Origin of the sequence: Flavobacterium sp. 316 (assembly GCF_000967805.1) — a bacterium.
Taxonomy (GTDB): Bacteria; Bacteroidota; Bacteroidia; order Flavobacteriales; family Flavobacteriaceae; genus Flavobacterium; species Flavobacterium sediminilitoris.
Map to the genome: position 1 here is coordinate 390785 of NZ_JYGZ01000005.1, position 25194 is coordinate 415978.

Genomic DNA, 25194 nt, shown 5'->3' on the forward strand with positions numbered 1-25194 from the left:
ACATTAAAGAATCAAATTATGAAAAATAATTTAAAATTTTCAGCACTTTTTATTTCATCATTTTTATTTCTAACATCGTGTTCAAATGATGATTCTCCTGCGCCTGTAAATGAAGAAGAAGTTATAACTACTGTTCAAATAACTTTATTAAGTAGTAACTCGTCAAGTATTGTTATGAAATCAACCGATTTAGACGGAGATGGTCCAAATCCTCCAGAATATATTTTAACGGGAGGGAATTTAGTTGCAGGTGAAAGTTATACTGGAAGTGTTGAGTTTTTAAACGAATTAGAGAATCCAGTAGGAAATATAACAGAAGAGGTAGAAGCAGAAGGACAAGATCATCAGGTTTTTTATCAATTACCTGCAAGTATTGGGAATATAACGTATGATGCATTAAATGTTGATGCAAATGGAAAACCAATAGGTCTTGAGTTTAGTCTTGTTGCAGGAACATCTGGTTCAACTGGAAATCTAACAGTGACTTTAAGACATCTGCCAAATAAGTCAGCAAATGGAGTTTCAAATGGAGATATAACAAATGCAGGTGGCTCTACTGATGCTGAAGTGAGTTTTCCGGTCGTGGTAGATTAAGTTTTAGAACACCCTTTTTAAACCTCTGAATTTTCAGAGGTTTTTTTTAACATAACTTAACATTTAAAACCCTTATTTTTGTAAAACAACTTAAAAATTAATAAATGAAAAAAAGCTTAACCTTACTCTTAGTCGCGACTGCTTTTGTTGCTTGTAAGAAAGAAGAACCTAAAGAAATTGTAGACATGAGTGTTACATATCCTGAAACTAAAAAAGTAGATACTTTAGACACTTATTTTGGAGAACAAATTCAAGACCCATATAGATGGCTTGAAGATGATAGAAGTGCAGAAACAGAAGCTTGGGTAAAAGCTCAAAACGAAGTTACTTTCGGATACTTAGAAAAAATTCCATTTAGAAAAGAATTGAAAGAAAGAATGGAAAAATTATGGAATTATGAAAAAATTTCAGCTCCATTTAAAGAAGGGAATTACACTTATTTTTATAAAAATGATGGCTTGCAAAATCAATCTGTTTTATACAGAAAGAATGAGGCAGGAAAAGAAGAAATTTTCTTAGATCCAAATACGTTTTCAAAAGACGGAACTACATCTTTAGGAGGTGTTAATTTTTCAAAAGACGGTTCTTTAGTAGCTTATGCTATTTCTGAAGGCGGAAGTGATTGGAGAAAAGTAGTTGTTTTAAACGCAGAAACAAAAGAAATAATAGGAGATACTATTGTAGATATTAAGTTTAGTGGTGTTTCTTGGTATAAAAATGAAGGATTTTATTATTCAAGTTATGATAAACCAAAAGGGAGTGAGCTATCTGCGAAAACAGATCAGCATAAACTGTATTTTCATAAGTTAGGAACTTCTCAAAAAGAAGATCAGTTGATTTTTGGACAAAATGAAAAAAGAAGATATGTTGGTGGATATGTTACCGAGGATGAAAACTATTTAATTATCTCAGGATCTAATTCAACTTCAGGAAATGAGTTGTACTATAAAGATTTAGTAAAAAATGGTCCAATAGTAAATATTGTAAATAATTTTGATAGTGATAATGGTGTAATTGATAATATAGGAACAAAATTTTATTTGTCTACTAATTATAATGCGCCTAATCAACGTGTAGTGACTTTTGATTTGTCAAACCCTAAACAAGCTAATTGGGTTGATTTTATTCCAGAAACTGAAAATGTTTTATCTATTTCAACAGGGAGTAATTATATTTTTGCTAAATATATTAAAGATGCAGTGTCATATATTAAACAATATGATTACGACGGAAAATTAGTGAGAGATATTGAATTACCAGGAATAGGTTCTGCTGGTGGTTTTGGTGGAAGAAAAGAAGATGCTACTTTATATTTTTCTTTTACAAATTATACAACTCCTGGAACAATTTATTCTTTTGATCCAAAATCTGGAGAATCAGTAGTATACCAAAAACCAAATGTGGATTTTAAATCGGAAGACTATGAATCAAAGCAGATTTTTTATACTTCAAAAGACGGGACAAAAATTCCTATGATTATTACATATAAAAAAGGAATTGAGTTAAATGGTAAAAATCCAACAATGTTATATGGCTATGGAGGATTCAATATTAGTTTAACACCTAGTTTTAGTATTGCTAATGCTGTTTGGTTAGAAAATGGAGGTGTTTATGCTGTTGCAAACTTACGTGGTGGTGGTGAATATGGTAAAAAATGGCATGATGCAGGAACTCAAATGCAAAAACAAAATGTTTTTGATGATTTTATTGCTGCTGCAGAATATCTAATAAAAGAAAAATATACAACATCTGATTATTTAGCAATTTCTGGACGATCAAATGGAGGTTTGCTTGTTGGAGCTACTATGACTCAACGTCCAGATTTAATAAAAGTAGCGTTGCCAGGTGTTGGTGTTTTAGATATGTTACGCTATCATACTTTTACAGCAGGAGCTGGTTGGGCTTATGATTACGGAACTTCAGAGCAGAGTAAAGAAATGTTTGACTATTTAAAAGCATATTCTCCTGTGCATAATGTGAAAGCAGGAACAAAATATCCAGCTACATTGGTAATGACTGGTGATCATGATGATAGAGTTGTTCCAGCGCATAGTTTTAAATTTGCTGCGGAACTACAAGCGAAACAAACAGGGGATAATCCTGTTTTAATTCGTATTGATGTAAATGCTGGGCATGGTGCTGGGAAATCAGTAAGTGCAATTATTCAAGAACATGTTGATATGCAAGTGTTTACTTTGTATAACATGGGAGTAAGAGAATTAAAGGAGTAATTTTAAACAGATAAGAAACTAAAAAACATGTAGTTTGAAAAAAAAGTGCATAAAATTATTATAATATTAGAGAATAAAGTATGTTTGCAGGACAAACAATATTTAAAACTTAAAATCTAAATGAAAAAAATCGTTTTATGCGCTTTTGCGTTGACAGTGTTTAATTTTATAAACGCTCAAGAGGAATCGACATCTTACAAACCTTTAGAAGGAACTGTAACAACTGAAGTAGGTTTGACAGGTGGTTTAAATAATGCTAATTTTAATTTAGGAGGTGGACTTCTTAAGTTTAGATACTTTTTAAAAGAAGATATAGGTCTTAGATTAGGCGTGAGCATTGATAATGAAAAAGATGAGTTAACTTCTACAGTTGATAATCCTTTTGTTGTGAATGGTATTAGAAATACTAATAATAACAATAATTCTTTTAAGGTAGGTGTTGAAAAACATTTTGCAGGTTCTAATAGGCTATCTACTTATGGTGGTGTAGATTTGATTGTTGGTTTTGGTAAAGATTCAGATGAAATAGTTGCTGATAATGGTAATTATATTAAAACAGAACAAAAAAATTCTAGATTTGGAGCAGCTATTTTTACAGGAGCAGATTATTATATTGCTCAAAAAGTATATTTAGGTGTTGAGGCAGGATTAAATTTTGTTTCTACTAAAGTTAAAGATGGTGAAACATCAACAAAACAGGGAAATAATTTAGATACAATTGTTAATCCAGGTAGTAAAGGTTCTGATTTCGTTACGGATATTTTTGGAGGAATTAGAATAGGATATCAATTCTAATATAAAAATCATATTAATAAAAAATCCCTTTCAAATTTTGAAAGGGATTTTTGTTAATTATCAGAAGCAAACCATTCTGCAAAAGAAGTTTCTGTTTCTTGAAGTTTCAGTGAAAAGAGTTTAATTTCCTTTGGTAGTCTACTTTTTATTTTTTCTGCAAAATCAATAACCATATTTTCACTTGTAGGTTGATATTCTACAAGGATAACATGATGACCTCTGTCTTCTAGTTCTTTTGCAAGTTCAATATGTGGAGTATTTTTGTTAAAAACAGTAGCATGATCAAATAAATCAACTATTTCTTCTTTTACAATTTTTTTTAAATCTCCAAAATCGATAACCATTCCATATTTTACATTGCTTTTGTCAGCAATAGGAGTTCCTATTACTGTAACAGAAAGTTTGTAACTATGACCATGAACATTTTTACATTTACCATCATACCCATAAAGAGCATGACCTGTTTCAAATGAAAATTGCTTCGTAATTCTTATTTTATTCATAATATATAAAAAAGCAAAGGTAATAATTATTTTAAGGAACTATTAGACTTAATTCCTGTTATATTTGTAGCTCTAAAAATAAGCCATTAAATGGAAGATGTATTTGAGAAAATTGTTCAAGATTTATTAGAAAAACAATATAGTATTGTGGATGATTTCTTTGAAGAAAAAGAAGTTGAAAATCTTAGGGATATTCTGCTTTTAAAGTATGAAGAAGATGAATTTAAGAAAGCGGCAATAGGGAATGTCTTTAATGAACAAATTGTAAAATCTATTAGAGGTGATTTTATTTCTTGGATTGATGAAAAAGAAGCAGTAGGAGCAGAGAAAGTTTTTTTTGATAGAATTTCTGATTTTACTAGCTATTTAAATAGAACTTGTTTTTTAGGCATTAGGGAGCGCGAATTTCATTATGCATTGTATCCTAAAGGGACTTTTTATAAAAGACATTTGGATACTTTTCAGAATGATGATAGTAGACGTTTGTCTATTGTGTGTTATTTAAATCATGAAGATTGGAGTCCTGAATTTGGAGGAGAATTGGTTATCTATAAACCTAATGAAGAGATTACTATTTACCCTTTAAAAGGGAGAGTTGTTGTTTTTGAAAGCCATGTTTTAGAACACGAAGTAAAACCTGTAGAACAAAAGAGAGTGAGTATTACGGGTTGGTTAAAAACGAGGAAGTTATAAAATTCAAAAAGCTTTATTGCTTTTTGAATTGCAATAAAGCTTTTTTTGTAAAATCAGATAGGACTAATTTGCCTGAAATGGCTGCTCTTTCTAATAACAAAGTGTCCCAGTTTTCTGTTTTTTCCCATAAAACTTTTTTCATTTCAGATAAAGCTTCAGGGTTATAGCTAGAAAGTGTTTTAGTGTAAGTGTTTAAGTTTAAATCTAATTCGTCAATAGTAGGATAGATTTTAGCAAAAAGACCTTTTTCTAATGCCCATGTAGCTTGTTTCCATGCTGTAGGCTCTAAAGTCATTTCAGACATGGCTGTTTTTCCTATTTTTCTGGTTACAGCAGGTTCAATTACAAAAGGACCAATACCAATAGCTAACTCTGATAGTTTGATATCTGCGGAATGTGTTCCAAATACATAGTCGCAAGCAGCCAAAAGTCCTACACCACCACCAACAGCTTTTCCGTGTGCTCTTCCAATAATAAGTTTTGGGCATTTTCGCATAGCATTTATGACATTTGCAAAACCAGAGAAAAACAAACTTCCTTCTGTAAGATTTGACACGGCCAATAATTCATCAAAAGATGCACCAGCACAAAATGCTCCTGTTCCTTCGCTTTTTAATATAATTATTGAAATTTTGTTAGAGTTTCCTAAGCTTTTGAATTCATCTGAAAGTTTTTTTAGAAGGGAACTAGGGAAGGAGTTTCCTGCTGGATGAAAGAAAGAAATAGTAGCAATATTATTTTTTATCTCGGTGTTTATTGTTCCTTCCATGATTAACGTTTTAAACTAAAATGTGATTTAAATTCTTTATTTGTGCCATTTTCTACGTATTCTAATTTGAACCAATAATCAGTAGATGGTAAGTTTTGTCCATTAAATGTCCCATCCCATCCATTACCATAAGGGTTAATTTGTTTAATTAGTTTACCATATCTGTCAAAAATATAAATTTTTGGTTCAAATGTTTCAGCTAGATTTGAAATATTCCAAAAATCATTATATCCATCTCCATTTGGTGTGAAAAAATTAGGATAGGTTATTGCATACAAAGAACTCGATGATAATATACCACAGCCTTGAATATCTCTTACATATACAATGTAACTTCCATTTGGAATATCTGTAAAAATAGGGCTTGTTTGCCATTCTATTTGATCTAAACTATATTCATAAATTCCAAAACCACCAGAAGCGAATGTTTCTATAGTTGAAAGACCTGTTGAAAGAATAGGGTTTATTATATTCGCTTCAAATTGGGTAGGTTCTGAAGAAATGATAACTTGAATGGTATCTGAATTCTGACAACCCGTAGTATTATTTGTAACAATTACTGAATAGGTTCCTGCTTGAGTAATATTGAATAAATGATTTTCGTTTCCTAAGTTATCTGTATTTGGATTTGAAGGATTCCAAGTGTATGAATAACTTCCATTTGTTGTAGGTGTTGCATCTACAATATGAGAGCCTAAGCTAGTGATTGGATCTACACACAATACAAAGCTTGAGCCTAAATCAACATCAGGAACTGGAATTACATTTAAAGTTAAATATGGTCCTAATCCAAAACAGGCATTATTTAAATTACTATCTAATCTTACCCATATTGTTTGAGTATTAACTGTGTTATTCCTGTAATTACTTATGTTTGTTATTTGATTTTCTTCAGCTAAAGCATCTGTTTCATTCTCATAAAATGTAACAATTAGATTTGGTCGTTGATTTGTAGGGAATAAATTTTTAAAATAATTGATTACATTTATTGAGCCATTAGTATTATTGAAATTAAAATAATCAAAGCCATCATTTTCAGGGTCATTGGTGTTTATGTAATTATCACATTCATATATGTCTAGATGATCATTTGAAGTAAGAGTTGTAGCAGAAACAACTAAGTTTACTTTTGCTGTTCTAAAACAGCCTTTAGTGGTTTCTATTCTAGCCCAAACGGTATTACCATTAGAAGCTGTGTAAGTTGTTTCGTTAGTTATTAAAGCAGTGTTATTGACTGCTCCAGATTGTGATAAATGATAGCTAAAAAATAAATTTGTGTCTGTTGATATAATGCTATTTACTTCAGTTAAATTAAAATCGGTAATGGCATCATTGTTTGTGTCGCATTGACTTAATGTTACTTCATTTGATATTACAGGTAATGGATTTACAATTAGATTAAATGAAGAAACGATGTAACATCCATTTGGATTTGTCAATCTGAAATAGATAGTTTTACTTGTTGTCGCTCTTATTGATGTTATATTATTTAGCGCTTCATTTTCAGCATCTATTTCATTTTCATAGTATTTGACGGTTAATCCAGTTGCATTATTTGTTATTTGGTTGTCTTTGTCTGTTAGAGTAAATAAAGATTCTCCGCTTGTGTCTCCATCTATAGTATCATCACACGTTTCAATGTTGGTAATAGTATTTGTTAATTGTAGTGAGCTATATATATTTACATTAACTGTTGTAGAAACAGCTTCACAAGCTGAAGTTGCAGGGATTGTGTATACATAATCTCCTGCTGGATCTATACTAGGATTTATAATCCCGTTTGCTCTAGGTAATCCATTTAACGTCCAATTCCCAGAAGCATTTGTTGTGCCGAGAAGAGCAAATAAATCAAACGGACTTTCAGATGCGCAAAATGTTTTTGTAGTGTTGTTTCCTGCAAATGGAGCTATTTGAATCTCTGTAACTGAAATAGTTATAGGGAAAATTCTAGTGTCTCCATTACAAGTTTTAGTGAAAGTATATACATAGTTGCCAATAGGATCTGTTAAAGGATCAAAAAGTCCGTTATTGGGAATTCTTGGAATACTATTATATGACCATGTTCCTCCTGTATCAGGGTTTCCAGGAATTCTATCAAACAAATCGACAGTTGCATTACTGCATATTATTGTTTCACTATCTCTAGGTAAGCTACCAAAACCAGAAAAATAACCGCCATATCCAGAATTTCCACTTGCTCCAAATACACCTACTGCTAATGCTCCAGTTGATTCAATTTTCACATTTCCTGTTAAATTAGGGATTTTATATGTAATCCAATTTGGGTTACCTAAAACAGGAATAGGTGTCGCGGTGCTAACAATATCATTAATTGTTATAATTGATCCTGTTTCAGTAGCAATTATAATATTTCCATTAAAGTTATCAACAGGGCCAATTCTTTCAATATCTGGAATTAAATCTACACTTTTTTGCCAAAAGCAATTTAAAGGTGGGATAAAATAAAACCCACTTGTAGCGTCACTTATACTACCTGCTACAATTTGATAAAGAAAAATAGGTTTACTACTATTGATGTACATGTTTCTGTTTGAATTTGTACCTTGAAAATTACTTGATGGGATTAGATAATAGTCACCAGCATTTAAAATTGCAATAGGGAAAGGGAGATTGTTAACAAAAACTTCTGTATTATCTTCGTGAGCAATGACTAGAGGTTGTTCAGAATCATTACTGCCATTCCCTCTCATTATTACATATTCAGTTCCTACCTGTTCTAAAGGAACAATTTGATCTAAATTGAAATCTTGACCATCTTGTTGTGCTAACATTCCTCCTGCCAGATTTCCTGTGTTAACAATTATTGGTTTGTCAGAAGTAAGTAAAGCCCCTATAAAGCCATTTAGATTAGCTTGAGATATAGAATATCCAGATATAACAACACTTTCTCCCTTATTTAAATTAAAACTTTGATTAGGCGTAACTAATGTGTTGTTTCCATTAATAAATAGAATGTTTGGGTCGTAATCAGACAAAGAAACAGAAGTGTTATCTTCGGTTGCCATAAAGCTAGATACAAAATTTCTAATTCCTCCAAAATCCGTTTGAGGTAAACTTCCTAATCTAAATATTTTTCCAGCTCCGGTTAACCCTTTAGAAGATAAAAATTCTGCATGATTTGTCGATCGAACTCTAAAACTAACATAGAAATCATAAATCCCTTCTAATATTAATCCTTTAGAACTGACAGATCCAACCTCTGATTTATCTAGAAACATTATTGAAGGTTGACTATTACCAATTAATACTCTTATGGGATTCCCTTGAGAAATTGTAAATGGAGATCCGTTAATTGGGATTCCAAGACCATCAGTTATTGTAACCAGAAAAGGGGTCGGTTCTGGTGTTGACAAGTACACATAATGGTCTTGTATTAAATTCGTGTCTTGATCTTCATTAGCATGTAAAGGAGGTAACCAATGCTTATTACTAAGCTGAGAATATGAGATAAAATTAGTTAATAGAATAGTTAGCAGTAGTAATTTTTTCATTTGAATTGGGATCAAAAATTAAATTTCGTAAAGTTAACAACTTTAAGATATTATTTTTAGTAAAAATGTTAAAAGTAAGCTCTTAATTGAATGTTTCCATTGTGTATTGTGTTGCTTTTTTCAGATTTTCTTCCTTGATAGTTAATATTAATGTCTAAATATTGTGTAATGTTTTTTTGAAGAAATAATCGCCAAACACTATTTTTTCCAGCTTGTAATCCTTGTAGCATTTGAAAAGCAACTGGAGATAATGGATTTCCAGAAAAATTGTTGTTATAAAGAGAGAATTCTCCTGTCATAGTAAATCCTTTTTCGCTATTGAAAGAAAAAGATGTTCCCATTTGCTTTTGGTTTAATATTTCTAATGCATTTATAGTGTTTTCTTGATTTTTATATTCAAAAAAGAGATCTAAACTTGCGTTTTTTGAAAATAGATAAGATAACTTTGGATTAAGACTGAGGCTGTTGATGTTGAAATTTCTACTGTTATAATTTTCAGATTTACTTTTTGAATTACCTGTGTTTGAATTACATTGAATTAACCAACTTTTATTTACTAAGTGAGCATATTGAATTTGGTGTGAATAAATTTTATTTTCTTGTGAACCAATATTTAATAATGTTTTAATTTGATTGTTTAAATAAGTATAAGTAATAGAATGTTTTTGTTTACCTCTATTGTAAAATAAGCTATTTCTGAAATTATTATTTAACCCAACAATATTTTCGTTTTTAGAAAAAGGATTTAGATTAAAACTACTTTCGTTTCGAGTAATTTTTCTTTCTACTAAAAAAGAAGTTTGATTATAGAAATGAGAAAGCATTTTTTTATAACCAGATTCATTCTGCCAAACGGAACCATTAAAATTTAATGATTGCGAAAATTTGTTTTGATGTGTTCTTACGAAAATTTGATTAGGTAAAAACACTCTTACATATTTTGCTTGGTCAGGAAAGGGTGCAATTTCAAATTCTTGTAATTCTTGAATATTATTGTTGTTGTAGTCATTCCAAGTATAAACACCTTGCCCAGGTTCTACTTCTAAATAGGTAAATTCTTGTTGGGCAATTGTTCCAGAAGTCGTTTCGTAACTAGATGAGCTTTGTAGTAAATTGTTAAAGAAAGAATCGTTGTATAGAATTCTAGAATTTAATGAAGGCTCGTTTTTTCTAGATTGATCATCATATTTTAAGTTTCTATAATTTAGAAAAAGACTTAAATTGCTTTTATCGGTTTTAATTAATTGCGACTTTAAATAGTAAGAGTCAGATTGATTCACTCTTTTTAATATTCCATTTTGAATGCTATCGTTAGTTCTGTTTAGATAACCCAATTCTATATAAACTCTTGTAGAGTCTCCTCTGCCAATAAAAGTTCCATATTCTGTAAATTGTTGACTTAAATTACTTAATTCATTTGTTAAGATTGTTTTCTCTTTATTGCTTTCATATCTAAATGAACCACCAATCCAGTTTTTATGGAAATGATGCTTAATAAGAGATTGATTTCGGATAAAATTAGAGTTGGAAAGTTTACTTGAACTATTTAAAGTGCTAAAATCGGTATTTACTCTTGTTTTGTTAAATTTTAAGTTTGATTGAATAATGTGTCTTGTGCCTGAAAAATTATCCGAAAAATCTAATTTTTCAAGTTGATATTTAGCAGATCCATTTTTCTTTAAATCTAGGTTTAACCCGCTAATTAATAAGGTTTGATTTCCTAATGGAGTAGTTAAATTCCAATCTCTGTTAAATTCAATATTATATAGACGTTCTATTGTTTTAAAATCTTTGTTGACTAATTGAAAATTAGCAAAAGCATTAAGATTATATTTTCCTGTGAATATTCTTTGTGCTGCATTTATTTTTCCTGCAACACCTTGATTGTTATTGTCGTCAATTGAAGAATAAAGATTTTTATCATTATTACTTACTGCTATTTCAAAGTCTATATTTGTTTTTTCAGAAGGATTATATGCTCCTAAAACAGTTGCAATCTGAATTTTTGTTGGAGCAACTAAAGTAATTATGGGTTCAAAACTTCCTTGTGGAATTCCAGATATTGGAGCAACATATTCGTATATTTTTCCAATAGCGTTATTGTTAATCAAAATGTAATTTCCTGAATTTTGACCTACAAATGAAAAGCGAACATTGTATAATTCATCTTCTGGATTATTGGAATACTCAAAAATTTCGGTTGTTCCAAAAAGGATTTTTTTATATAAAATTTTATTTTCGGAGAAAGAATCTGCATAAGCTGAAGGAGCTGTCATTAAATTTTGATTATCACCTGCTTCTTTTAAAATAGCAATTTGGTCTTCGGATAAATTTTGTTGTAAAGGTTGGTTTTTTACATCATTTTCAGAATAAATATAACCGCCTATTTTAAATTTTTCTTGTTCGTGCATTACACCCGAATAAGCTAAAAAACGAGTAAAATTTCTATCTGTAAATTGATATTCTATGTTTATTCTCATTTCTGAAGTAATAGGGAAAAGGGATGTAAAAATAATTTCTCCTGCATTGTAATCAATAACGTAATCTTTGTTTTCTCCGCGTTCTAAAAGAATACCATTTACATAAACACTTTCAGATCCTGAAATGACTAAAACAAAGAGTTCTCCATTATTTCCTTTTAATTTATAAGGACCTTGATTTCCTTCTTGTCCTGTAAAAGTGCTTCGTGCGTATTGTCCACGAACTAAAGCTGCGGAACCAAAAATAGATGTCTTTTTTTCAGGTGTACCAAGTGTAAATTGAGCGGAAAGACCTTGTACTTTTTTATTAAAATTGAGAAATTGAGAAGTTCTGTTTTCTAAGAATAAATCACCAGCTCTAATGTTCCAATTGTCAGAGAATAATTCAATGAAGATTTGATCAAATTCATCCAGTTTTTGAGAGTAACCACCTTCTTGAAGTGGAATGTTGCTATCTTGAATGGAAGCGCGTAAACTGACTTTATCAGAAATTTTCCCAGTTATTTGTAAATCTAAATTAGAATTAACAACTGTATTCTGATTGTTTCCAATAGTTATTCCGCGAGAAATGCTTCCAGACGTATTTAATCCATCAAATGGTTTAAAAGGTTGTCTGTCAATTTCTTTTATGGTGTATAGTTGTCCTGCTTCATTTGGAACTATTTTTGAATCATCATAGATAGAATATTCTTTTGTAATGAACTCTGGAAATTTTAAATATTTTATTTCTAAAGTGTCGGTAGAAGTAAAATTTTCATTAAATACAAGTGTTGCTTTTTGAAAATTTACTTTATAAAAAGTAGAATCTATAGCTATTCCTTTTTTGTCTAAAATCTTAAAAAAGGATTTATTAATACTGACTTTCTCAATTGAAATAGTATCCCTTGATGCAATAATTTTTTTAGATTTATATGGTGTTTGTATTTCCTGAGCAAAAGTGCTTGAAAATATAAATAGAAAAAACCATAAAATCCATTTCCGTATCATAAATACTATAACTCATATTTTTCAAAAGTAGTACTTATTGTTGGAAAGTTTTGATTCTATATTTAATTTCTGTTAATGTTATATTGAAAAAACACAGTCTCTTATTTTAAATATTTAAAATAAGAGACTGTGTTTTTAAGAGTATTTAAAAAAATAAAATATTATTCTTTAGTTACTATTTGTAATGTTTCTCTTGAAATTTGTTTTAATAAAACAGTTTTGTTTGTTTCAACTATTTGAGCTGCATCTTCATTAAAATGTCTGATGGTATAAAGTGATACATTTTCGTTGAAAGTGATTTTGAACTTTTTAGCTAATATACTTTTTACATCATTAAAATTATTGAATTTATCTTCTATACAAACAGAAAAACTAATAGCAGAGTTCTGAATTAGGTTTACCTTCAATTTATGTTGATGGAAAAGCGCAAAAATCTCACTAATATGTTCTTCCATTATAAATGAGAAATCTAAAGATGAAAGCGAAAGTAAAAGTTGGTTTTTCTTGATAATATAACAAGGTAAATGTGGTTCTAAATCGGAACCTTTTGAAACACTTGTTCCTGGTAAAAGCGGATTTATAAATGATTTTACAAATAAAGGAATTTCTTTTTGTTGTAATGGTTGTAATGTTTTAGGGTGAATTACACTAGCACCATAAAAAGCTAATTCTATTGCTTCTCTATATGATATTTGGTTTAATAATACAGCATTTTCAAAATAGCGTGGATCAGCATTTAATACACCAGGAACATCTTTCCAAATCGTTACACTATCTGCGCCTAGACAGTAAGCAAAAATAGCGGCAGTATAATCAGAACCTTCACGGCCTAATGTAGTAGTGAAATTATTTGGATCGGATCCTAGAAAACCTTGCGTAATATATAATGTTCCTTTTTCTATTTTTTTTGTAATTAATACTTGAGTTTGTTCCCAATTAACATTAGCGTCTCTGTAATTAGTGTCTGTTTTAATAAAATTACGAACATCAAGCCAAGTATTGCTTAATCCTTTATAGTTAAAATAATAGCTTACAATTGTGGTAGATATGATTTCACCATAACTTACAACTTGATCGTATACGAAATTATAATTTGGAGATTTATTGCTTCTTAAAAAATATTCTAAATCATCAAAATGGGCATTCACGGCGAAAAATACTTCATGATCTTCGTCTTCGAATAAATCTAATAAAATTTGATTGTGGTATTTCCTTACTTCTTGAACAGATGCATTTAATTCATTTGACTTTTCAATATAATTTTTAATTACAACCTCAAGAGCATTAGTTGTTTTTCCCATAGCAGAGACAATAACTAATGTGTTTTCATAACCTACTTGTTCTAGAACTGAAGTTACATTTTTTACGCCATTTGCATCTTTTACCGATGCACCACCAAATTTAAAAATTTTCATTCTTAAGAGTATTAAGATTTTAGTATTATACTTTATTTTAAAAAATCAGTTATTCCTTTTTCGTCCATTTGCACTACTTTCCAGTCATCTAAAACTTTTGCTCCACTTTTTTTATAGAAATCAATTGCATTAGTGTTCCAGTCTAAAACATTCCATTCTATTCGTCTAACATTGTCTTTTTTTCCTTGTTTTATAATTTCTGAATATAAAGCAAATCCTGCTCCAGTGCCTCTTTTGTTCGCTTTTACTACTAAATCTTCTAAATGTATTGTTTTTCCTTTCCAAGTAGAGTATCTATAATAATATAATGCAATCCCAATAATTTCATTATCTACTTCTGCAACAAAAGTTTTGAATAAAGGATTTTCTGAAAAGCCATCTCTTTCTAAATCTTTGACAGAAATAACTACAGCATCGGGTTCTTTTTCAAAATCGGCTAATTCTTGAATGAGTTCTAGTACGCTAGCCATATCTTCCTTTTTTCCTTGTCTTATAATCATGAGTCTTAATTTAGAATGAAAACAGTGCAAAAATAAGATTAAGAAAAACATAATGAGAAATTATTTATTCATTTCACAAAAAAACCGATATTTGTGCGATAAACACAACTACATCTTATTCGTAATGGAAGAAAGAAATACAACCCTTGGAGAATTTATTATTGAGAATCAAGAATCTTTTCAATATTCAACAGGAGAATTATCAAGAATCATTAATTCAATTCGCTTAGCTGCTAAAGTAGTAAACTATAAAGTTAACAAGGCTGGTCTTGTTGATATAGTTGGAGCTGCGGGCGAACAAAATATTCAAGGAGAAGATCAGCAAAAATTAGATGTTTTTGCTAATGATACTTTTATACAAACATTAATAAATAGAGAAATCGTTTGTGGAATTGCATCTGAAGAGAATGACGATTTTATTACAGTAGCAGGAGGAGATAAAAGCCATAATAATAAATATGTTGTTTTAATGGATCCATTAGATGGTTCGTCTAATATTGATGTTAATGTTTCTGTAGGAACCATTTTTTCAGTGTTTAGAAGAATCACTCCAGTAGGAACTCCTGTGCAATTAGAAGATTTTCTACAACCAGGTGTTAATCAAGTAGCAGCAGGATATGTTATTTATGGAACTTCTACAATGATTGTTTATACTACAGGACATGGTGTTAATGGATTTACTTTAAATCCTGCTATAGGAACATTCTATTTGTCACATCCTAATATGCAATTTTCACCAGATGGAAAAATTTATTCAATTAATGAAGGGAATTATATTCATTTCCCTCAAGGGGTAAAAAATTATTTGAAATATTGTCAGATGGAAGAAGGAGATAGACCTTATACTTCTAGATATATTGGAAGTTTAGTGTCTGATTTTCATAGAAATATGATAAAAGGAGGGATTTATATCTACCCTACAAGTTCAAAAGCACCTAATGGTAAATTGCGTTTGTTGTATGAGTGTAATCCAATGGCATTTTTGGCGGAGCAAGCAGGAGGAAAAGCATCAGATGGATATAATAGAATAATGGAAATAAAGCCTACAGAATTACACCAAAGAGTTCCTTTTTTCTGTGGTAGTAAAAATATGGTTGCGAAAGCAGAAGAATTTATGAAAAATGTATAAATAAAAAAGCTCCAAAATTTTGGAGCTTTTTTGTTCTTATTTGTTCATGTGCTGCATTTCGTAAATAAAAGTATCTAAATCTACGTTTAATACTAACAATGATAGTGCTTTGTCAACAATATAATTTACATTGCTTGGTGTAAATCCTAAAGCTAATGCAAAACGAGTTAAAATTTGTTTTTGTTTTGGTCCTAAAACATGGTCGGCATAAACCATACGTGCTAAATCATATAAACGCTCAAGTCTTTGTATATGAAGAACAGGAGGATTGATTGGGTATTTTGAAGGATTCTCTAAAATTTCTTCATATTCTGCTCTGGAAATCTCTAGTCTAATAGCTAATTTGTCTAAGAATTCTTTTTCTTCAGATGTTAGAGCTCCGTCTGAAAGCGCAACTCTTACAATTGCAGAAAAATGACCTTTATTTCTATTTTTAAATTCGTTATCAAATAAATCTGAAAATGACATAATATTTGTTTTAAGTTGTGCAAAATTACACATTATTTTATTTTTAGCATATCCAAAAAATTAAATTTTATGATTTAACAATTAAAACATTAAAAATAAATGGTAAGTTGTTTGTAAAGCAATTCTATTTTTATAAAATAAATTGTAAGTTTGGGTTCCCCAAAAAAAATAATAGTTATGTCTCAATTTTGGTTATATTTCAAAGTAGGTCTCAATCATGTTTTAGATATTCATGCTTATGACCATGTTATGTTTTTAATTGCTTTAATGGTGCCCTACGCTTTTAAAGATTGGAAACGTGTTTTTTTATTAGTTACCTTATTTACAGTCGGGCATACATTGTCTTTGCTTTTGTCAGTATATGGAGTAGTGTATATTAAACCGACATTAGTCGAGTTTTTAATTCCAATAACAATATTGGTTACAGCATTATTTCATCTATTTACTGCTGGTAAATCTTCTAAAAGTGAAAGTATATCTTTTGTAGCAATAATTACATTATTCTTCGGAATTATACATGGATTAGGTTTTTCAAATTATTTTAAGACTATCCTTCCAGGAAAAGCATCGGATAAATTACTACCTTTATTAGAATTTGCTTTAGGAATTGAAACAGCTCAAATAATAGTAGTTTTTATAGTGTTAATATTGGCATATATTGTGCAAACTTTCTTTAGATTCTCTAAAAGAGATTGGGCATTAGTAATGTCTGCTTTTATAATTGGAGTAGTTTTACCAATGATAATAGAAAGTGAAATTTGGAGTTAATATGAAACAAAAAAAAAACAAATATGATAAAGCCTATTTGCGAATAGCAAAAGAATGGGGACAACTATCATATTGTAAAAGAAAACAAGTTGGCGCAATTATTGTAAAAGATAGGATGATTATTTCTGACGGATATAATGGTACTCCAACAGGATTTGAAAATTGTTGTGAAGATGAAAGCGGAACTACAAAATGGTATGTGCTTCATGCAGAAGCGAATGCAATACTAAAAGTGGCTCGGTCAACACAATCATGTGAAAATGCAACATTATATATAACACTCTCTCCGTGTAAAGATTGTAGTAAATTAATACATCAATCAGGAATAAAAAGAGTAGTGTATCATGAAGAATATAAAGACACTTCGGGTGTGGATTTTTTAAAAAAAGCAGGTGTTGAAGTAGAATTATTAGAAGACCTTAGTTAAGTGAAAAAAATGAGTAAAATATATTTCCCTATTATTATTGCAATGGCTGTTGCGATAGGATTGTTATTGGGAAGTAAATTAAACTCATCTAATCAGAATAATTTTTTAAGTAAAAGTTCTAAAAGAAATAAACTTAATAAATTAATCGATTTTATTGAGAGAGAGTATGTAGACGAGATTAATACAGACTCAATAGTCGATTTAACAGTAAACGGTATTCTTGAAAATTTAGATCCGCATTCTGTTTATATAAGTAGAAATGAGCTACAAGCAGTAACAGAAAGCATGAAAGGCGATTTTGTAGGAATTGGAGTCAATTTCTATATGTACAAAGACACCGTTGCTATCATAAAAACCATAAAGAATGGACCTTCTGAAAAAGCAGGAATAAAAGCAGGAGATAGATTGTTATTTGCAGATAATCATCAGTTATTTAATAAAAAACTTCAAAATGACAGTTTGTTTTCTAGATTAAAAGGAGAGAGAGGTTCTACAGTTGTAATTACACTTTATAGAAAAGAAACAAATCAAAAATTAAAAATTAAAGTAAAAAGAGATGTTATTCCGATAAAAAGTGTAGACGTCGCTTTAAAGGTTTCTGGTGATGTTGGTTATATTAAAATCAACAGATTTGCAGAAACAACTTATGATGAGTTTCATGAAGGATTAATGGCTCTTAAAAAGCAAGGAATTAAGAAAATAATTATTGATGTAAGAGATAATGGAGGAGGATATCTTGAAGTAGCTGTTCAAATAGCGGATGAATTGTTAAAAGATAAAGAATTAGTTGTTAAAACAATAAACAAAAAAGGAAGAGAAGATAAAACATTTGCTACTGAAAAAGGAGACTTTGAAAAAGGAGAAGTGTTTGTTTTAATTAATGAAAATAGTGCTTCAGCAAGTGAAATTTTAGCTGGAGCAATTCAAGATAATGATAGAGGAATTGTTGTGGGACGTAGATCTTTTGGAAAAGGATTAGTTCAGAGAGAAATGCCTCTTGGAGATGGTTCTGCTGTGCGTTTAACAGTTGCTCGTTATTACACTCCTTCAGGACGTTCTATTCAAAAACCATACGATGACAAAGCAGAAGGCTATTTTAATGAATTTGAAAAACGTTTTCAAAGTGGAGAACTTTATGAAGCAGATAGTATTAAAGTAGCAGATAGTTTAAAATTTAAAACTAAAAAAGGAAGAATTGTTTATGGTGGTGGCGGAATAACACCAGATATTTTTGTACCCTTTCAGGCAAAACATGGAGAAGAAGCAACATTCATGATAATGAGATCAGGAATTGTTAGTTATTTTGTTTTTGAGCAATTAGACAGGGATAGAAAATTCTTTAATTCTCTGACTAAAGAAGAACTCCAAAAAGAAGTAACGGATACAGATAAATATTTAAATGCGTTTAAAAAATATGTTTCTGATAGTGGAATACTAATTAATTATAGCCAAAAAGAGAAAATTTTAAAATACCTATATGCAGAATTTGTAAGGCAAGTTTTTGATGAAAATAGTTATTATGAAATTATTCTTTCTGAAGATGCTATGATTAAAAAAGTTTTGGAAATAGAATCTGAAAAAATAGAATAAACTATTTTCCTAATGCATCATGAACCTGTGCGTGATTTCCATTATTCCATAAAGTTAAAATGTCACCAGCTACACTTGCACCACTTCCAGAAGCAATAGCTAACTGACTTCTTTGTCCAGCTAAAGTACCACAAACGTAAATCCCTTCTGTTACGAAATGATCATCATTCTTTAGTTGAATTCTATTTTTTTCTGGAGCTGCTTTTTTATGCGAAATGACATATTTTTCTAGTCCTTCAATTATGAAAGGGCTTCCTGAGCCAATTCCAATAACAATAATTTTTGAATTATAAGTTTTTGAGTTAGTTGTTATTTGGAAATTTCCAGCTTCACCTGAAATTTTAAAGACTTTCTCATTTAAAATTTGTTCAACATGTGGGTAAACTGTTGTTAGGTGATCTAAACTTTCTGTTAATAATTCAGAACCTAGTTTTCCAACAGGAATTCCATAAACATTATTAAAAACCGCATTTTGTAATGAGGAAGTTTTTTGATGAGCAATTACTCCTATTTTTTTATCAGAAGCAAAAGGTTTATTGGAAGCAGAACCTAAAAGTAAAGCGCAGGAAACGCCAGAAACACCACCACCAATTATTAAAACGTCATACATGAAATGTGATTTTTAAGAAAAAAAAGATTTAATGATTTTTTGTTTTGTTTTCTATCTTTTTAGAAATTAAATAGATTAACATTAAAATAATAGCACAGAAACCAGATACAATTCCAATTAACGCTACAGAACTATTTCCTTCAAATGGGCTATTAAAATTAACTTTTGTAAGATTGAAAGCAATAAGTATTACTGCTAAAACAATTACGATGATGCTGAATATTTTCATGTTTAATAAATTTATTGTTAAGTAAATAACCCTTTTACATTCGCAGCAAATAATTTAACCGCAATAGCTAATAAGATTACACCAAAAATCTTTCGAATAATGCCTAATCCATTTTGACCTAACGACTTTTCAATTTTGCCAGATAATTTTAAAACACAATACACAACAATTACATTTATAATAATTGCAATAATAATGTTTATCTTTTCATATTCTGCTCTTAGCGACAATATAGTAGTCATTGTTCCTGCTCCAGCAATTAAAGGAAAAGCAATCGGTACTATTGAGGCGGTTGTAGGATTATCTTCTTTATATAATCGTATTCCTAAAATCATTTCTAATGCTAAAAAGAATAAAACAAAAGCTCCTGCAACAGCAAAAGAATTTGCGTCAATTCCAATTAGTTTTAAAATTTCTTCACCTACAAAAAGAAAAGCAATCATTATAATTGCAGCAACTATTGTAGCTTTTTCAGATTGAATATGTCCAACTTTACTTCGTAAGTCAACTATAATTGGAATGCTTCCTATTATGTCAATTACGGCAAATAAAATCATGCTTATAGTAAAAATTTCTTTCCAGTCAAAGGTCATGTTTCTCTTAGTTTTTGCAAAGATAGAGAATATGTATGAGAAAAATATATGGATATTTCCAATAATGGTATTATTCTTGTTTCAATATAAAATCTAAATTCAAAAGTGTACCTTTGCAACTTTAATAATATTATTATGTTTCAGCTTAATAAAACAATTGTTTCGGAAGAAATCTTAGAAAAAGAATTTGTATGCAACCTTTCTGCTTGTAAAGGAGCTTGTTGTATTGATGGAGATGCAGGTGCTCCATTAGATAAAAGTGAAACAGAGATATTAAAAGAAATTTATCCAAAGGTAAAGCCTTTTTTACGCCCAGAAGGAATTGAAGCCATTGAAGCACAAGGTACATTTATAACTACTGAAGATGGGGAGTTTGAAACAACTTTGATCGAAGGTAAAGATTGTGCTTATGTTATTTTTGATGGGAAAACAGCTCTTTGTGGAATTGAACAAGCATATAATCAAGGGTTGATAGACTGGAAAAAACCAGTTTCTTGTCATTTATATCCTATTCGTGTAAAGGAATATTCAGACTTTGCAGCCGTAAATTATCATAAATGGCACATTTGTTCAGATGCATGTTCTTTAGGTAAGGAATTAGAAGTTCCAATATATAAATTTGTTAAAGAAGCTTTAGTGAGAAAATTTGGGCAACAATGGTATGACGAATTAGAAAAAGTGGCTTTAGATTTGAAAAAATAAGGCTTGTTTTTTTTGTAAAAAAAACCTCTTAGCAAATGTGTTTACTGCTGTTAACGTCTATTTGTTAATGATTTTTTAAAAATATAATAAATTGATTTTCAATTAATTATGAAATTATTTTTGAGTAAGAAAAATTTTACTCGTTGTTAAAAACTTACTCTAATTGTGAATAAGTTTGACTTTTATTTTCCATTACAAATTGCAAACTTTGTAGTCCCAAGTTAAAGTAATAAATCTAAAAATTAAATCCGTTTAAATCAAACAACTATGTCGGTAGTCGAACCAATTTTACAAGAAAACAAAGACCGTTTTGTTATTTTTCCAATAAAACACCATGATATTTGGGAATGGTATAAGAAAATGGAGGCTAGTTTTTGGACTGCTGAAGAAATTGATTTACATCAAGATATCACAGACTGGAATACTAAATTAAATGATGATGAAAAGTATTTCATTAAACACATTCTAGCTTTTTTTGCAGCTTCTGATGGAATTGTTAATGAAAATTTAGCAGAAAATTTTGTTAATGAGGTGCAATATGCGGAAGCAAAATTTTTCTATGGCTTTCAAATTATGATGGAGAACATTCATAGTGAAACGTATTCATTATTAATTGATACTTATGTTAAAGATGAAGTAGAAAAAGATAAATTGTTTCATGCAATAGATGTGTTTCCTGCAATTAAGAAAAAAGCAGAATGGGCTTTAAAATGGATTGAGTCAGATTCTTTTGCTGAAAGATTAATTGCATTTGCTGCCGTAGAAGGGATTTTCTTTTCTGGAGCATTTTGTTCTATTTTTTGGTTGAAAAAAAGAGGGTTAATGCCTGGATTAACATTTTCAAATGAATTAATTTCTCGTGATGAAGGTGTGCATTGTGATTTTGCCGTGCATTTACATAATCATCATTTAATAAATAAAGTCCCTAAAACTAGAATTAAAGATATTATTGTGGATGCATTAAATATCGAAAGGGAATTTGTTACAGAATCATTGCCAGTTAGCTTAATTGGAATGAATGCAAATTTAATGACTCAATATTTAGAATTTGTTACTGATAGATTACTAGTTGAGTTAGGTTGTGAAAGAGTATATAATTCTTCAAATCCATTTGATTTTATGGATATGATATCACTTCAAGGAAAAACTAATTTCTTTGAAAAAAGAGTAGCCGAATATCAAAAAGCGGGAGTAATGAATAATGATACGGAATCTGGAAAAATTAGTTTTGACGCAGATTTTTAAAATCAATTTAATTTATTAATTTCTTATTGTTTATTTACGAAACAATAATTTAGAATATCTAGAAACATATCTTTTAGAAAAACCTTTTTTCTAATGAAGGTGAGTTTATCATTGTTAATATATAGTATAATATATTTTTTAATGATGAAATTCTATTTCCATCAAAACTGGAAAATAAATATAGTTTTGGCAATTAACCATATATAAAAGCTGTAAAATGAATGTAGTAAAAAGAGACGGTAGAAGAGAGCCAGTAATGTTTGATAAAATTACTGATAGAATAAGATTTTTATGCTATGAGCTAAATGAACTAGTAGATCCTGTAAAAGTTGCTATGCGTGTAATTGAAGGATTATATGATGGTGTTACAACTTCTGAATTAGATAATTTAGCAGCAGAAACAGCCGCTTCAATGACAATTGCACATCCAGATTATGCACAATTAGCAGCTCGTATTGCAGTTTCAAATTTACATAAAAATACAACAAAATCTTTCTCTGAAACAATGACAGAGATGTATCATTATGTGAATCCAAGAACAGGTCAAGAAGCACCATTGCTTTCTGATGAAGTGTATAATGTAATCATGGAGAATGCTGAAAAATTAGATTCAACCATTATTTATAATCGCGATTTTAATTATGATTATTTTGGATTTAAAACGTTAGAACGCTCTTATTTATTAAAAATAAATGGTAAAATAGCAGAAAGACCACAGCACATGTTAATGCGTGTTTCTGTTGGAATACATTTAAATGATATTGATTCGGCAATTGAAACGTACGAATTAATGTCGAAGAAATTTTTCACACATGCAACGCCTACATTGTTTAATGCAGGAACGCCAAAACCACAAATGTCATCATGCTTCTTGCTAACTATGCAAGATGATAGTATTGATGGAATTTATGATACGTTAAAACAAACGGCTAAAATATCACAATCTGCCGGAGGAATAGGTTTGTCTATTCACAATGTAAGAGCAACAGGTTCTTATATTCGTGGAACAAATGGTACTTCAAATGGAATTGTACCTATGTTGAGAGTGTTTAATGATACAGCACGTTATGTAGATCAAGGAGGAGGAAAAAGGAAAGGGAGTTTCGCTATTTACATAGAACCATGGCATGCTGATATTTTTGATTTCTTAGATTTGAAGAAAAATCATGGTAAAGAAGAAATGCGTGCAAGAGATTTGTTTTTTGCAATGTGGATGTGTGATTTGTTTATGAAGCGCGTTGAAGAAGACGCAACGTGGACGTTAATGTGTCCAAATGAATGCCCAGGTTTGTATGATGTGTATGGTGAAGAGTTTGAAACAATGTATACGAATTATGAAAAGGCGGGAAAAGGAAGAAAGACAATAAAAGCACGTGAGCTTTGGGAAAAAATATTAGAATCGCAAATTGAAACAGGAACACCTTATATGCTGTATAAAGATGCAGCAAATAGAAAATCAAATCAAAAAAATTTAGGAACTATTCGTTCGTCAAATTTATGTACTGAAATCTTAGAATATACTTCTGAAGATGAAATAGCAGTATGTAATTTAGCTTCTATTTCATTACCAATGTTTATTGAGAATGGGGAATTTAACCATCAATTTTTATTTGATGTAACGAAAAGAATTACGCGTAACTTAAATAAAGTAATTGATAGAAATTATTATCCTGTAAAAGAAGCTGAAAATTCAAATTTACGTCACAGACCAGTTGGTTTAGGAGTTCAAGGTTTAGCAGATGCTTTTATCTTATTGAGAATGCCATTTACAAGTGATGAAGCAAAAAAATTAAATCAAGAAATCTTCGAAACAATTTATTTTGCTGCGGTTACAGCTTCAATGGAACTAGCTATAGAAGAAGGACCGTATTCTACTTTTGAAGGATCTCCAATTTCAAAAGGAGAGTTTCAGTACAATATGTGGGGTTTAAAAGACGAAGATTTATCAGGAAGATGGGATTGGGCTTCTTTACGAAAAGAAGTAATGGAAAAAGGAGTTCGTAATTCGTTATTATTAGCACCAATGCCAACTGCATCTACATCGCAAATATTAGGAAATAACGAGGCATTTGAGCCATATACATCAAATATATACACGCGAAGAGTGTTATCAGGAGAGTTTATAGTTGTAAATAAACATTTATTACATGATTTAGTTAGTTTAGGATTATGGAATGATAATTTAAAACAAGAAATCATGCGTAATAATGGATCAATTCAAAATATAGATGTTATTCCACAAGATATTAAAGATTTATATAAGACAGTTTGGGAATTGAGTATGAAAGATATTATAGATATGTCTCGTCAAAGAGGATATTTTATAGATCAATCTCAATCTTTAAATTTATTTATGGAAGGAGCAACAATGGCAAAATTAACGTCAATGCATTTTTATGCATGGAAGAGTGGTTTAAAAACAGGAATGTATTATTTAAGAACAAAATCTGCGGTAGATGCAATTAAGTTTACTTTAAATAATGACAAAAAACCAGAACAAGTTCCAGTTGAAGTAAAATCTGAAATGTCAACAGATGAGTTTAAAGCAATGTTAGAACGTTCTAAGAATGCTGAACCAGATGATTGTGAAATGTGTGGTTCTTAATTATAGAGTTAAGAATAAAGATAATAGAGTAAAGAAAACAGCCATCAACACATGGCTGTTTTCTTTTATAATAAAAGTTGCATTACAATTCGTACCTTTGTCAAAAAATAAAACGCCATGTCTAAAGAAAGTAAAGGAGTGTATACAGGGATTATTGAACAAGATGAAAAAGGAAATTTCTTTTGTGGAGAATATTTGTTAGACTATAAATACACAATTGCAAAATTTAAAATAGGAGATGAAATAAATATCAAATCAATAATAGAAAATCCTAGTGATATCAACTATGCTCAATATCCAAAAAAATCAAAAGATTTCTTTTTGGCAAATGATAAACCTTAATTTGGAA

Annotated in this window: 22 protein-coding genes; 12 read left to right on the plus strand and 10 right to left on the minus strand. The window is 29.9% G+C overall.

The genetic code is table 11. The annotated features are described in order from the left end of the window. The first annotated feature begins 18 nt into the window (after nt 1–18). The 3 genes from SY27_RS12840 (at nt 19) to SY27_RS12850 (ending at nt 3620) form a co-directional block, all read left to right on the plus strand. Nucleotides 19–594, plus strand: coding sequence for a hypothetical protein (locus SY27_RS12840; RefSeq protein WP_045970895.1), 576 nt, complete (start codon nt 19–21; stop codon nt 592–594). Between the two features lie 104 nt (nt 595–698). After that, on the plus strand, nt 699–2825 hold the full coding sequence (locus tag SY27_RS12845) for a prolyl oligopeptidase family protein (protein WP_045970896.1): 2127 nt from the start codon (nt 699–701) through the stop codon (nt 2823–2825). 120 nt (nt 2826–2945) lie between these two features. Further along, entirely contained in the window at nt 2946–3620 is a 675-nt protein-coding gene (locus SY27_RS12850; RefSeq protein WP_052705329.1) for a hypothetical protein, read from the plus strand. A 53-nt stretch (nt 3621–3673) separates the two neighbouring features. Here the strand turns inward: SY27_RS12850 and SY27_RS12855 are convergent, their stop codons facing one another. After that, the gene (locus tag SY27_RS12855; protein WP_045970897.1) at nt 3674–4123 is read right to left on the minus strand and encodes a 6-carboxytetrahydropterin synthase; all 450 of its coding nucleotides are present in this window, start codon (nt 4121–4123) and stop codon (nt 3674–3676) included. A gap of 90 nt (nt 4124–4213) precedes the next feature. Here SY27_RS12855 and SY27_RS12860 point away from each other — a divergent pair, with 90 nt between their 5' ends. Further along, complete coding sequence (locus tag SY27_RS12860; RefSeq protein ID WP_045970900.1) at nt 4214–4816, plus strand: 2OG-Fe(II) oxygenase; 603 nt, start codon at nt 4214–4216, stop codon at nt 4814–4816. A 13-nt stretch (nt 4817–4829) separates the two neighbouring features. Here the strand turns inward: SY27_RS12860 and SY27_RS12865 are convergent, their stop codons facing one another. The 5 genes from SY27_RS12865 to SY27_RS12885 form a co-directional block, all read right to left on the minus strand. Then, the gene (locus SY27_RS12865; protein ID WP_045970902.1) at nt 4830–5585 is read right to left on the minus strand and encodes an enoyl-CoA hydratase/isomerase family protein; all 756 of its coding nucleotides are present in this window, start codon (nt 5583–5585) and stop codon (nt 4830–4832) included. Between the two features lie 2 nt (nt 5586–5587). Continuing rightward, a complete protein-coding gene (locus SY27_RS12870; RefSeq protein WP_045970904.1) occupies nt 5588–9097 on the minus strand; it encodes a T9SS type B sorting domain-containing protein in 3510 nt (1169 codons plus the stop codon). Nucleotides 9098–9165: 68 nt separating this feature from the next. Beyond that, complete coding sequence (locus SY27_RS12875; protein WP_045970906.1) at nt 9166–12564, minus strand: hypothetical protein; 3399 nt, start codon at nt 12562–12564, stop codon at nt 9166–9168. Nucleotides 12565–12725: 161 nt separating this feature from the next. Then, entirely contained in the window at nt 12726–13979 is a 1254-nt protein-coding gene (locus SY27_RS12880) for an aspartate kinase (RefSeq protein WP_045970908.1), read from the minus strand. A gap of 32 nt (nt 13980–14011) precedes the next feature. Beyond that, the gene (locus tag SY27_RS12885; RefSeq protein ID WP_045970909.1) at nt 14012–14479 is read right to left on the minus strand and encodes a GNAT family N-acetyltransferase; all 468 of its coding nucleotides are present in this window, start codon (nt 14477–14479) and stop codon (nt 14012–14014) included. A 124-nt stretch (nt 14480–14603) separates the two neighbouring features. Here SY27_RS12885 and fbp point away from each other — a divergent pair, with 124 nt between their 5' ends. Continuing rightward, nucleotides 14604–15608 carry a class 1 fructose-bisphosphatase gene (fbp, locus tag SY27_RS12890; RefSeq protein WP_045970911.1) on the plus strand — a complete coding sequence of 335 codons (1005 nt, stop codon included), beginning with the start codon at nt 14604–14606 and terminating at the stop codon, nt 15606–15608. A gap of 36 nt (nt 15609–15644) precedes the next feature. Here the strand turns inward: fbp and SY27_RS12895 are convergent, their stop codons facing one another. Continuing rightward, nucleotides 15645–16076: a TerB family tellurite resistance protein gene (locus tag SY27_RS12895; RefSeq protein ID WP_045970913.1), complete on the minus strand. Its 432-nt coding sequence runs from the start codon at nt 16074–16076 to the stop codon at nt 15645–15647. Nucleotides 16077–16253: 177 nt separating this feature from the next. Here SY27_RS12895 and SY27_RS12900 point away from each other — a divergent pair, with 177 nt between their 5' ends. Genes SY27_RS12900 through SY27_RS12910 form a run of 3 tightly spaced genes read left to right on the plus strand, consistent with a single transcriptional unit; the run spans nt 16254 to nt 18861 of the window. Next, the gene (locus SY27_RS12900; RefSeq protein WP_045971167.1) at nt 16254–16844 is read left to right on the plus strand and encodes a HupE/UreJ family protein; all 591 of its coding nucleotides are present in this window, start codon (nt 16254–16256) and stop codon (nt 16842–16844) included. 1 nt (nt 16845) lies between these two features. Further along, on the plus strand, nt 16846–17271 hold the full coding sequence (locus SY27_RS12905) for a dCMP deaminase family protein (RefSeq protein WP_045970914.1): 426 nt from the start codon (nt 16846–16848) through the stop codon (nt 17269–17271). Between the two features lie 9 nt (nt 17272–17280). Then, entirely contained in the window at nt 17281–18861 is a 1581-nt protein-coding gene (locus SY27_RS12910; RefSeq protein WP_045970916.1) for a S41 family peptidase, read from the plus strand. A 1-nt stretch (nt 18862) separates the two neighbouring features. Here the strand turns inward: SY27_RS12910 and SY27_RS12915 are convergent, their stop codons facing one another. The 3 genes from SY27_RS12915 to SY27_RS12925 are packed head-to-tail and all read right to left on the minus strand — an operon-like array spanning nt 18863 to nt 20293. Beyond that, entirely contained in the window at nt 18863–19471 is a 609-nt protein-coding gene (locus SY27_RS12915; protein WP_045970919.1) for an FAD-dependent oxidoreductase, read from the minus strand. 28 nt (nt 19472–19499) lie between these two features. Beyond that, nucleotides 19500–19700: a hypothetical protein gene (locus tag SY27_RS12920; RefSeq protein ID WP_045970921.1), complete on the minus strand. Its 201-nt coding sequence runs from the start codon at nt 19698–19700 to the stop codon at nt 19500–19502. Nucleotides 19701–19717: 17 nt separating this feature from the next. Next, a complete protein-coding gene (locus tag SY27_RS12925; protein WP_045970923.1) occupies nt 19718–20293 on the minus strand; it encodes a MarC family protein in 576 nt (191 codons plus the stop codon). Between the two features lie 135 nt (nt 20294–20428). Between SY27_RS12925 and SY27_RS12930 the strand changes: the two genes are divergently transcribed. From SY27_RS12930 to SY27_RS12945, 4 genes are all read left to right on the plus strand, one after another. Continuing rightward, entirely contained in the window at nt 20429–20995 is a 567-nt protein-coding gene (locus SY27_RS12930; protein WP_045970925.1) for a DUF3109 family protein, read from the plus strand. A 267-nt stretch (nt 20996–21262) separates the two neighbouring features. After that, nucleotides 21263–22240 carry a ribonucleotide-diphosphate reductase subunit beta gene (locus tag SY27_RS12935; RefSeq protein ID WP_045970927.1) on the plus strand — a complete coding sequence of 326 codons (978 nt, stop codon included), beginning with the start codon at nt 21263–21265 and terminating at the stop codon, nt 22238–22240. Nucleotides 22241–22457: 217 nt separating this feature from the next. Continuing rightward, a complete protein-coding gene (locus SY27_RS12940) occupies nt 22458–24845 on the plus strand; it encodes a ribonucleoside-diphosphate reductase subunit alpha (RefSeq protein WP_045970930.1) in 2388 nt (795 codons plus the stop codon). Nucleotides 24846–24962: 117 nt separating this feature from the next. Continuing rightward, nucleotides 24963–25187 carry a hypothetical protein gene (locus SY27_RS12945; RefSeq protein WP_045970932.1) on the plus strand — a complete coding sequence of 75 codons (225 nt, stop codon included), beginning with the start codon at nt 24963–24965 and terminating at the stop codon, nt 25185–25187. Nucleotides 25188–25194: the final 7 nt, after the last annotated feature.

Bases quoted from the DNA above. Each gene is read 5' to 3' on its own strand.
- SY27_RS12885 (WP_045970909.1), bottom strand. From the start codon at position 14,479: ATGATTATAAGACAAGGAAAAAAGGAAGATATGGCTAGCGTACTAGAA.
- SY27_RS12930 (WP_045970925.1), top strand. From the start codon at position 20,429: ATGTTTCAGCTTAATAAAACAATTGTTTCGGAAGAAATCTTAGAAAAA.
- SY27_RS12880 (WP_045970908.1), bottom strand. From the start codon at position 13,979: ATGAAAATTTTTAAATTTGGTGGTGCATCGGTAAAAGATGCAAATGGC.
- SY27_RS12945 (WP_045970932.1), top strand. From the start codon at position 24,963: ATGTCTAAAGAAAGTAAAGGAGTGTATACAGGGATTATTGAACAAGAT.
- SY27_RS12850 (WP_052705329.1), top strand. From the start codon at position 2,946: ATGAAAAAAATCGTTTTATGCGCTTTTGCGTTGACAGTGTTTAATTTT.
- SY27_RS12940 (WP_045970930.1), top strand. From the start codon at position 22,458: ATGAATGTAGTAAAAAGAGACGGTAGAAGAGAGCCAGTAATGTTTGAT.
- SY27_RS12855 (WP_045970897.1), bottom strand. From the start codon at position 4,123: ATGAATAAAATAAGAATTACGAAGCAATTTTCATTTGAAACAGGTCAT.
- SY27_RS12895 (WP_045970913.1), bottom strand. From the start codon at position 16,076: ATGTCATTTTCAGATTTATTTGATAACGAATTTAAAAATAGAAATAAA.
- SY27_RS12860 (WP_045970900.1), top strand. From the start codon at position 4,214: ATGGAAGATGTATTTGAGAAAATTGTTCAAGATTTATTAGAAAAACAA.
- SY27_RS12910 (WP_045970916.1), top strand. From the start codon at position 17,281: ATGAGTAAAATATATTTCCCTATTATTATTGCAATGGCTGTTGCGATA.
- SY27_RS12935 (WP_045970927.1), top strand. From the start codon at position 21,263: ATGTCGGTAGTCGAACCAATTTTACAAGAAAACAAAGACCGTTTTGTT.
- SY27_RS12865 (WP_045970902.1), bottom strand. From the start codon at position 5,585: ATGGAAGGAACAATAAACACCGAGATAAAAAATAATATTGCTACTATT.
- SY27_RS12840 (WP_045970895.1), top strand. From the start codon at position 19: ATGAAAAATAATTTAAAATTTTCAGCACTTTTTATTTCATCATTTTTA.
- fbp (WP_045970911.1), top strand. From the start codon at position 14,604: ATGGAAGAAAGAAATACAACCCTTGGAGAATTTATTATTGAGAATCAA.
- SY27_RS12875 (WP_045970906.1), bottom strand. From the start codon at position 12,564: ATGATACGGAAATGGATTTTATGGTTTTTTCTATTTATATTTTCAAGC.
- SY27_RS12915 (WP_045970919.1), bottom strand. From the start codon at position 19,471: ATGTATGACGTTTTAATAATTGGTGGTGGTGTTTCTGGCGTTTCCTGC.
- SY27_RS12845 (WP_045970896.1), top strand. From the start codon at position 699: ATGAAAAAAAGCTTAACCTTACTCTTAGTCGCGACTGCTTTTGTTGCT.
- SY27_RS12870 (WP_045970904.1), bottom strand. From the start codon at position 9,097: ATGAAAAAATTACTACTGCTAACTATTCTATTAACTAATTTTATCTCA.
- SY27_RS12900 (WP_045971167.1), top strand. From the start codon at position 16,254: ATGTCTCAATTTTGGTTATATTTCAAAGTAGGTCTCAATCATGTTTTA.
- SY27_RS12925 (WP_045970923.1), bottom strand. From the start codon at position 20,293: ATGACCTTTGACTGGAAAGAAATTTTTACTATAAGCATGATTTTATTT.
- SY27_RS12905 (WP_045970914.1), top strand. From the start codon at position 16,846: ATGAAACAAAAAAAAAACAAATATGATAAAGCCTATTTGCGAATAGCA.
- SY27_RS12920 (WP_045970921.1), bottom strand. From the start codon at position 19,700: ATGAAAATATTCAGCATCATCGTAATTGTTTTAGCAGTAATACTTATT.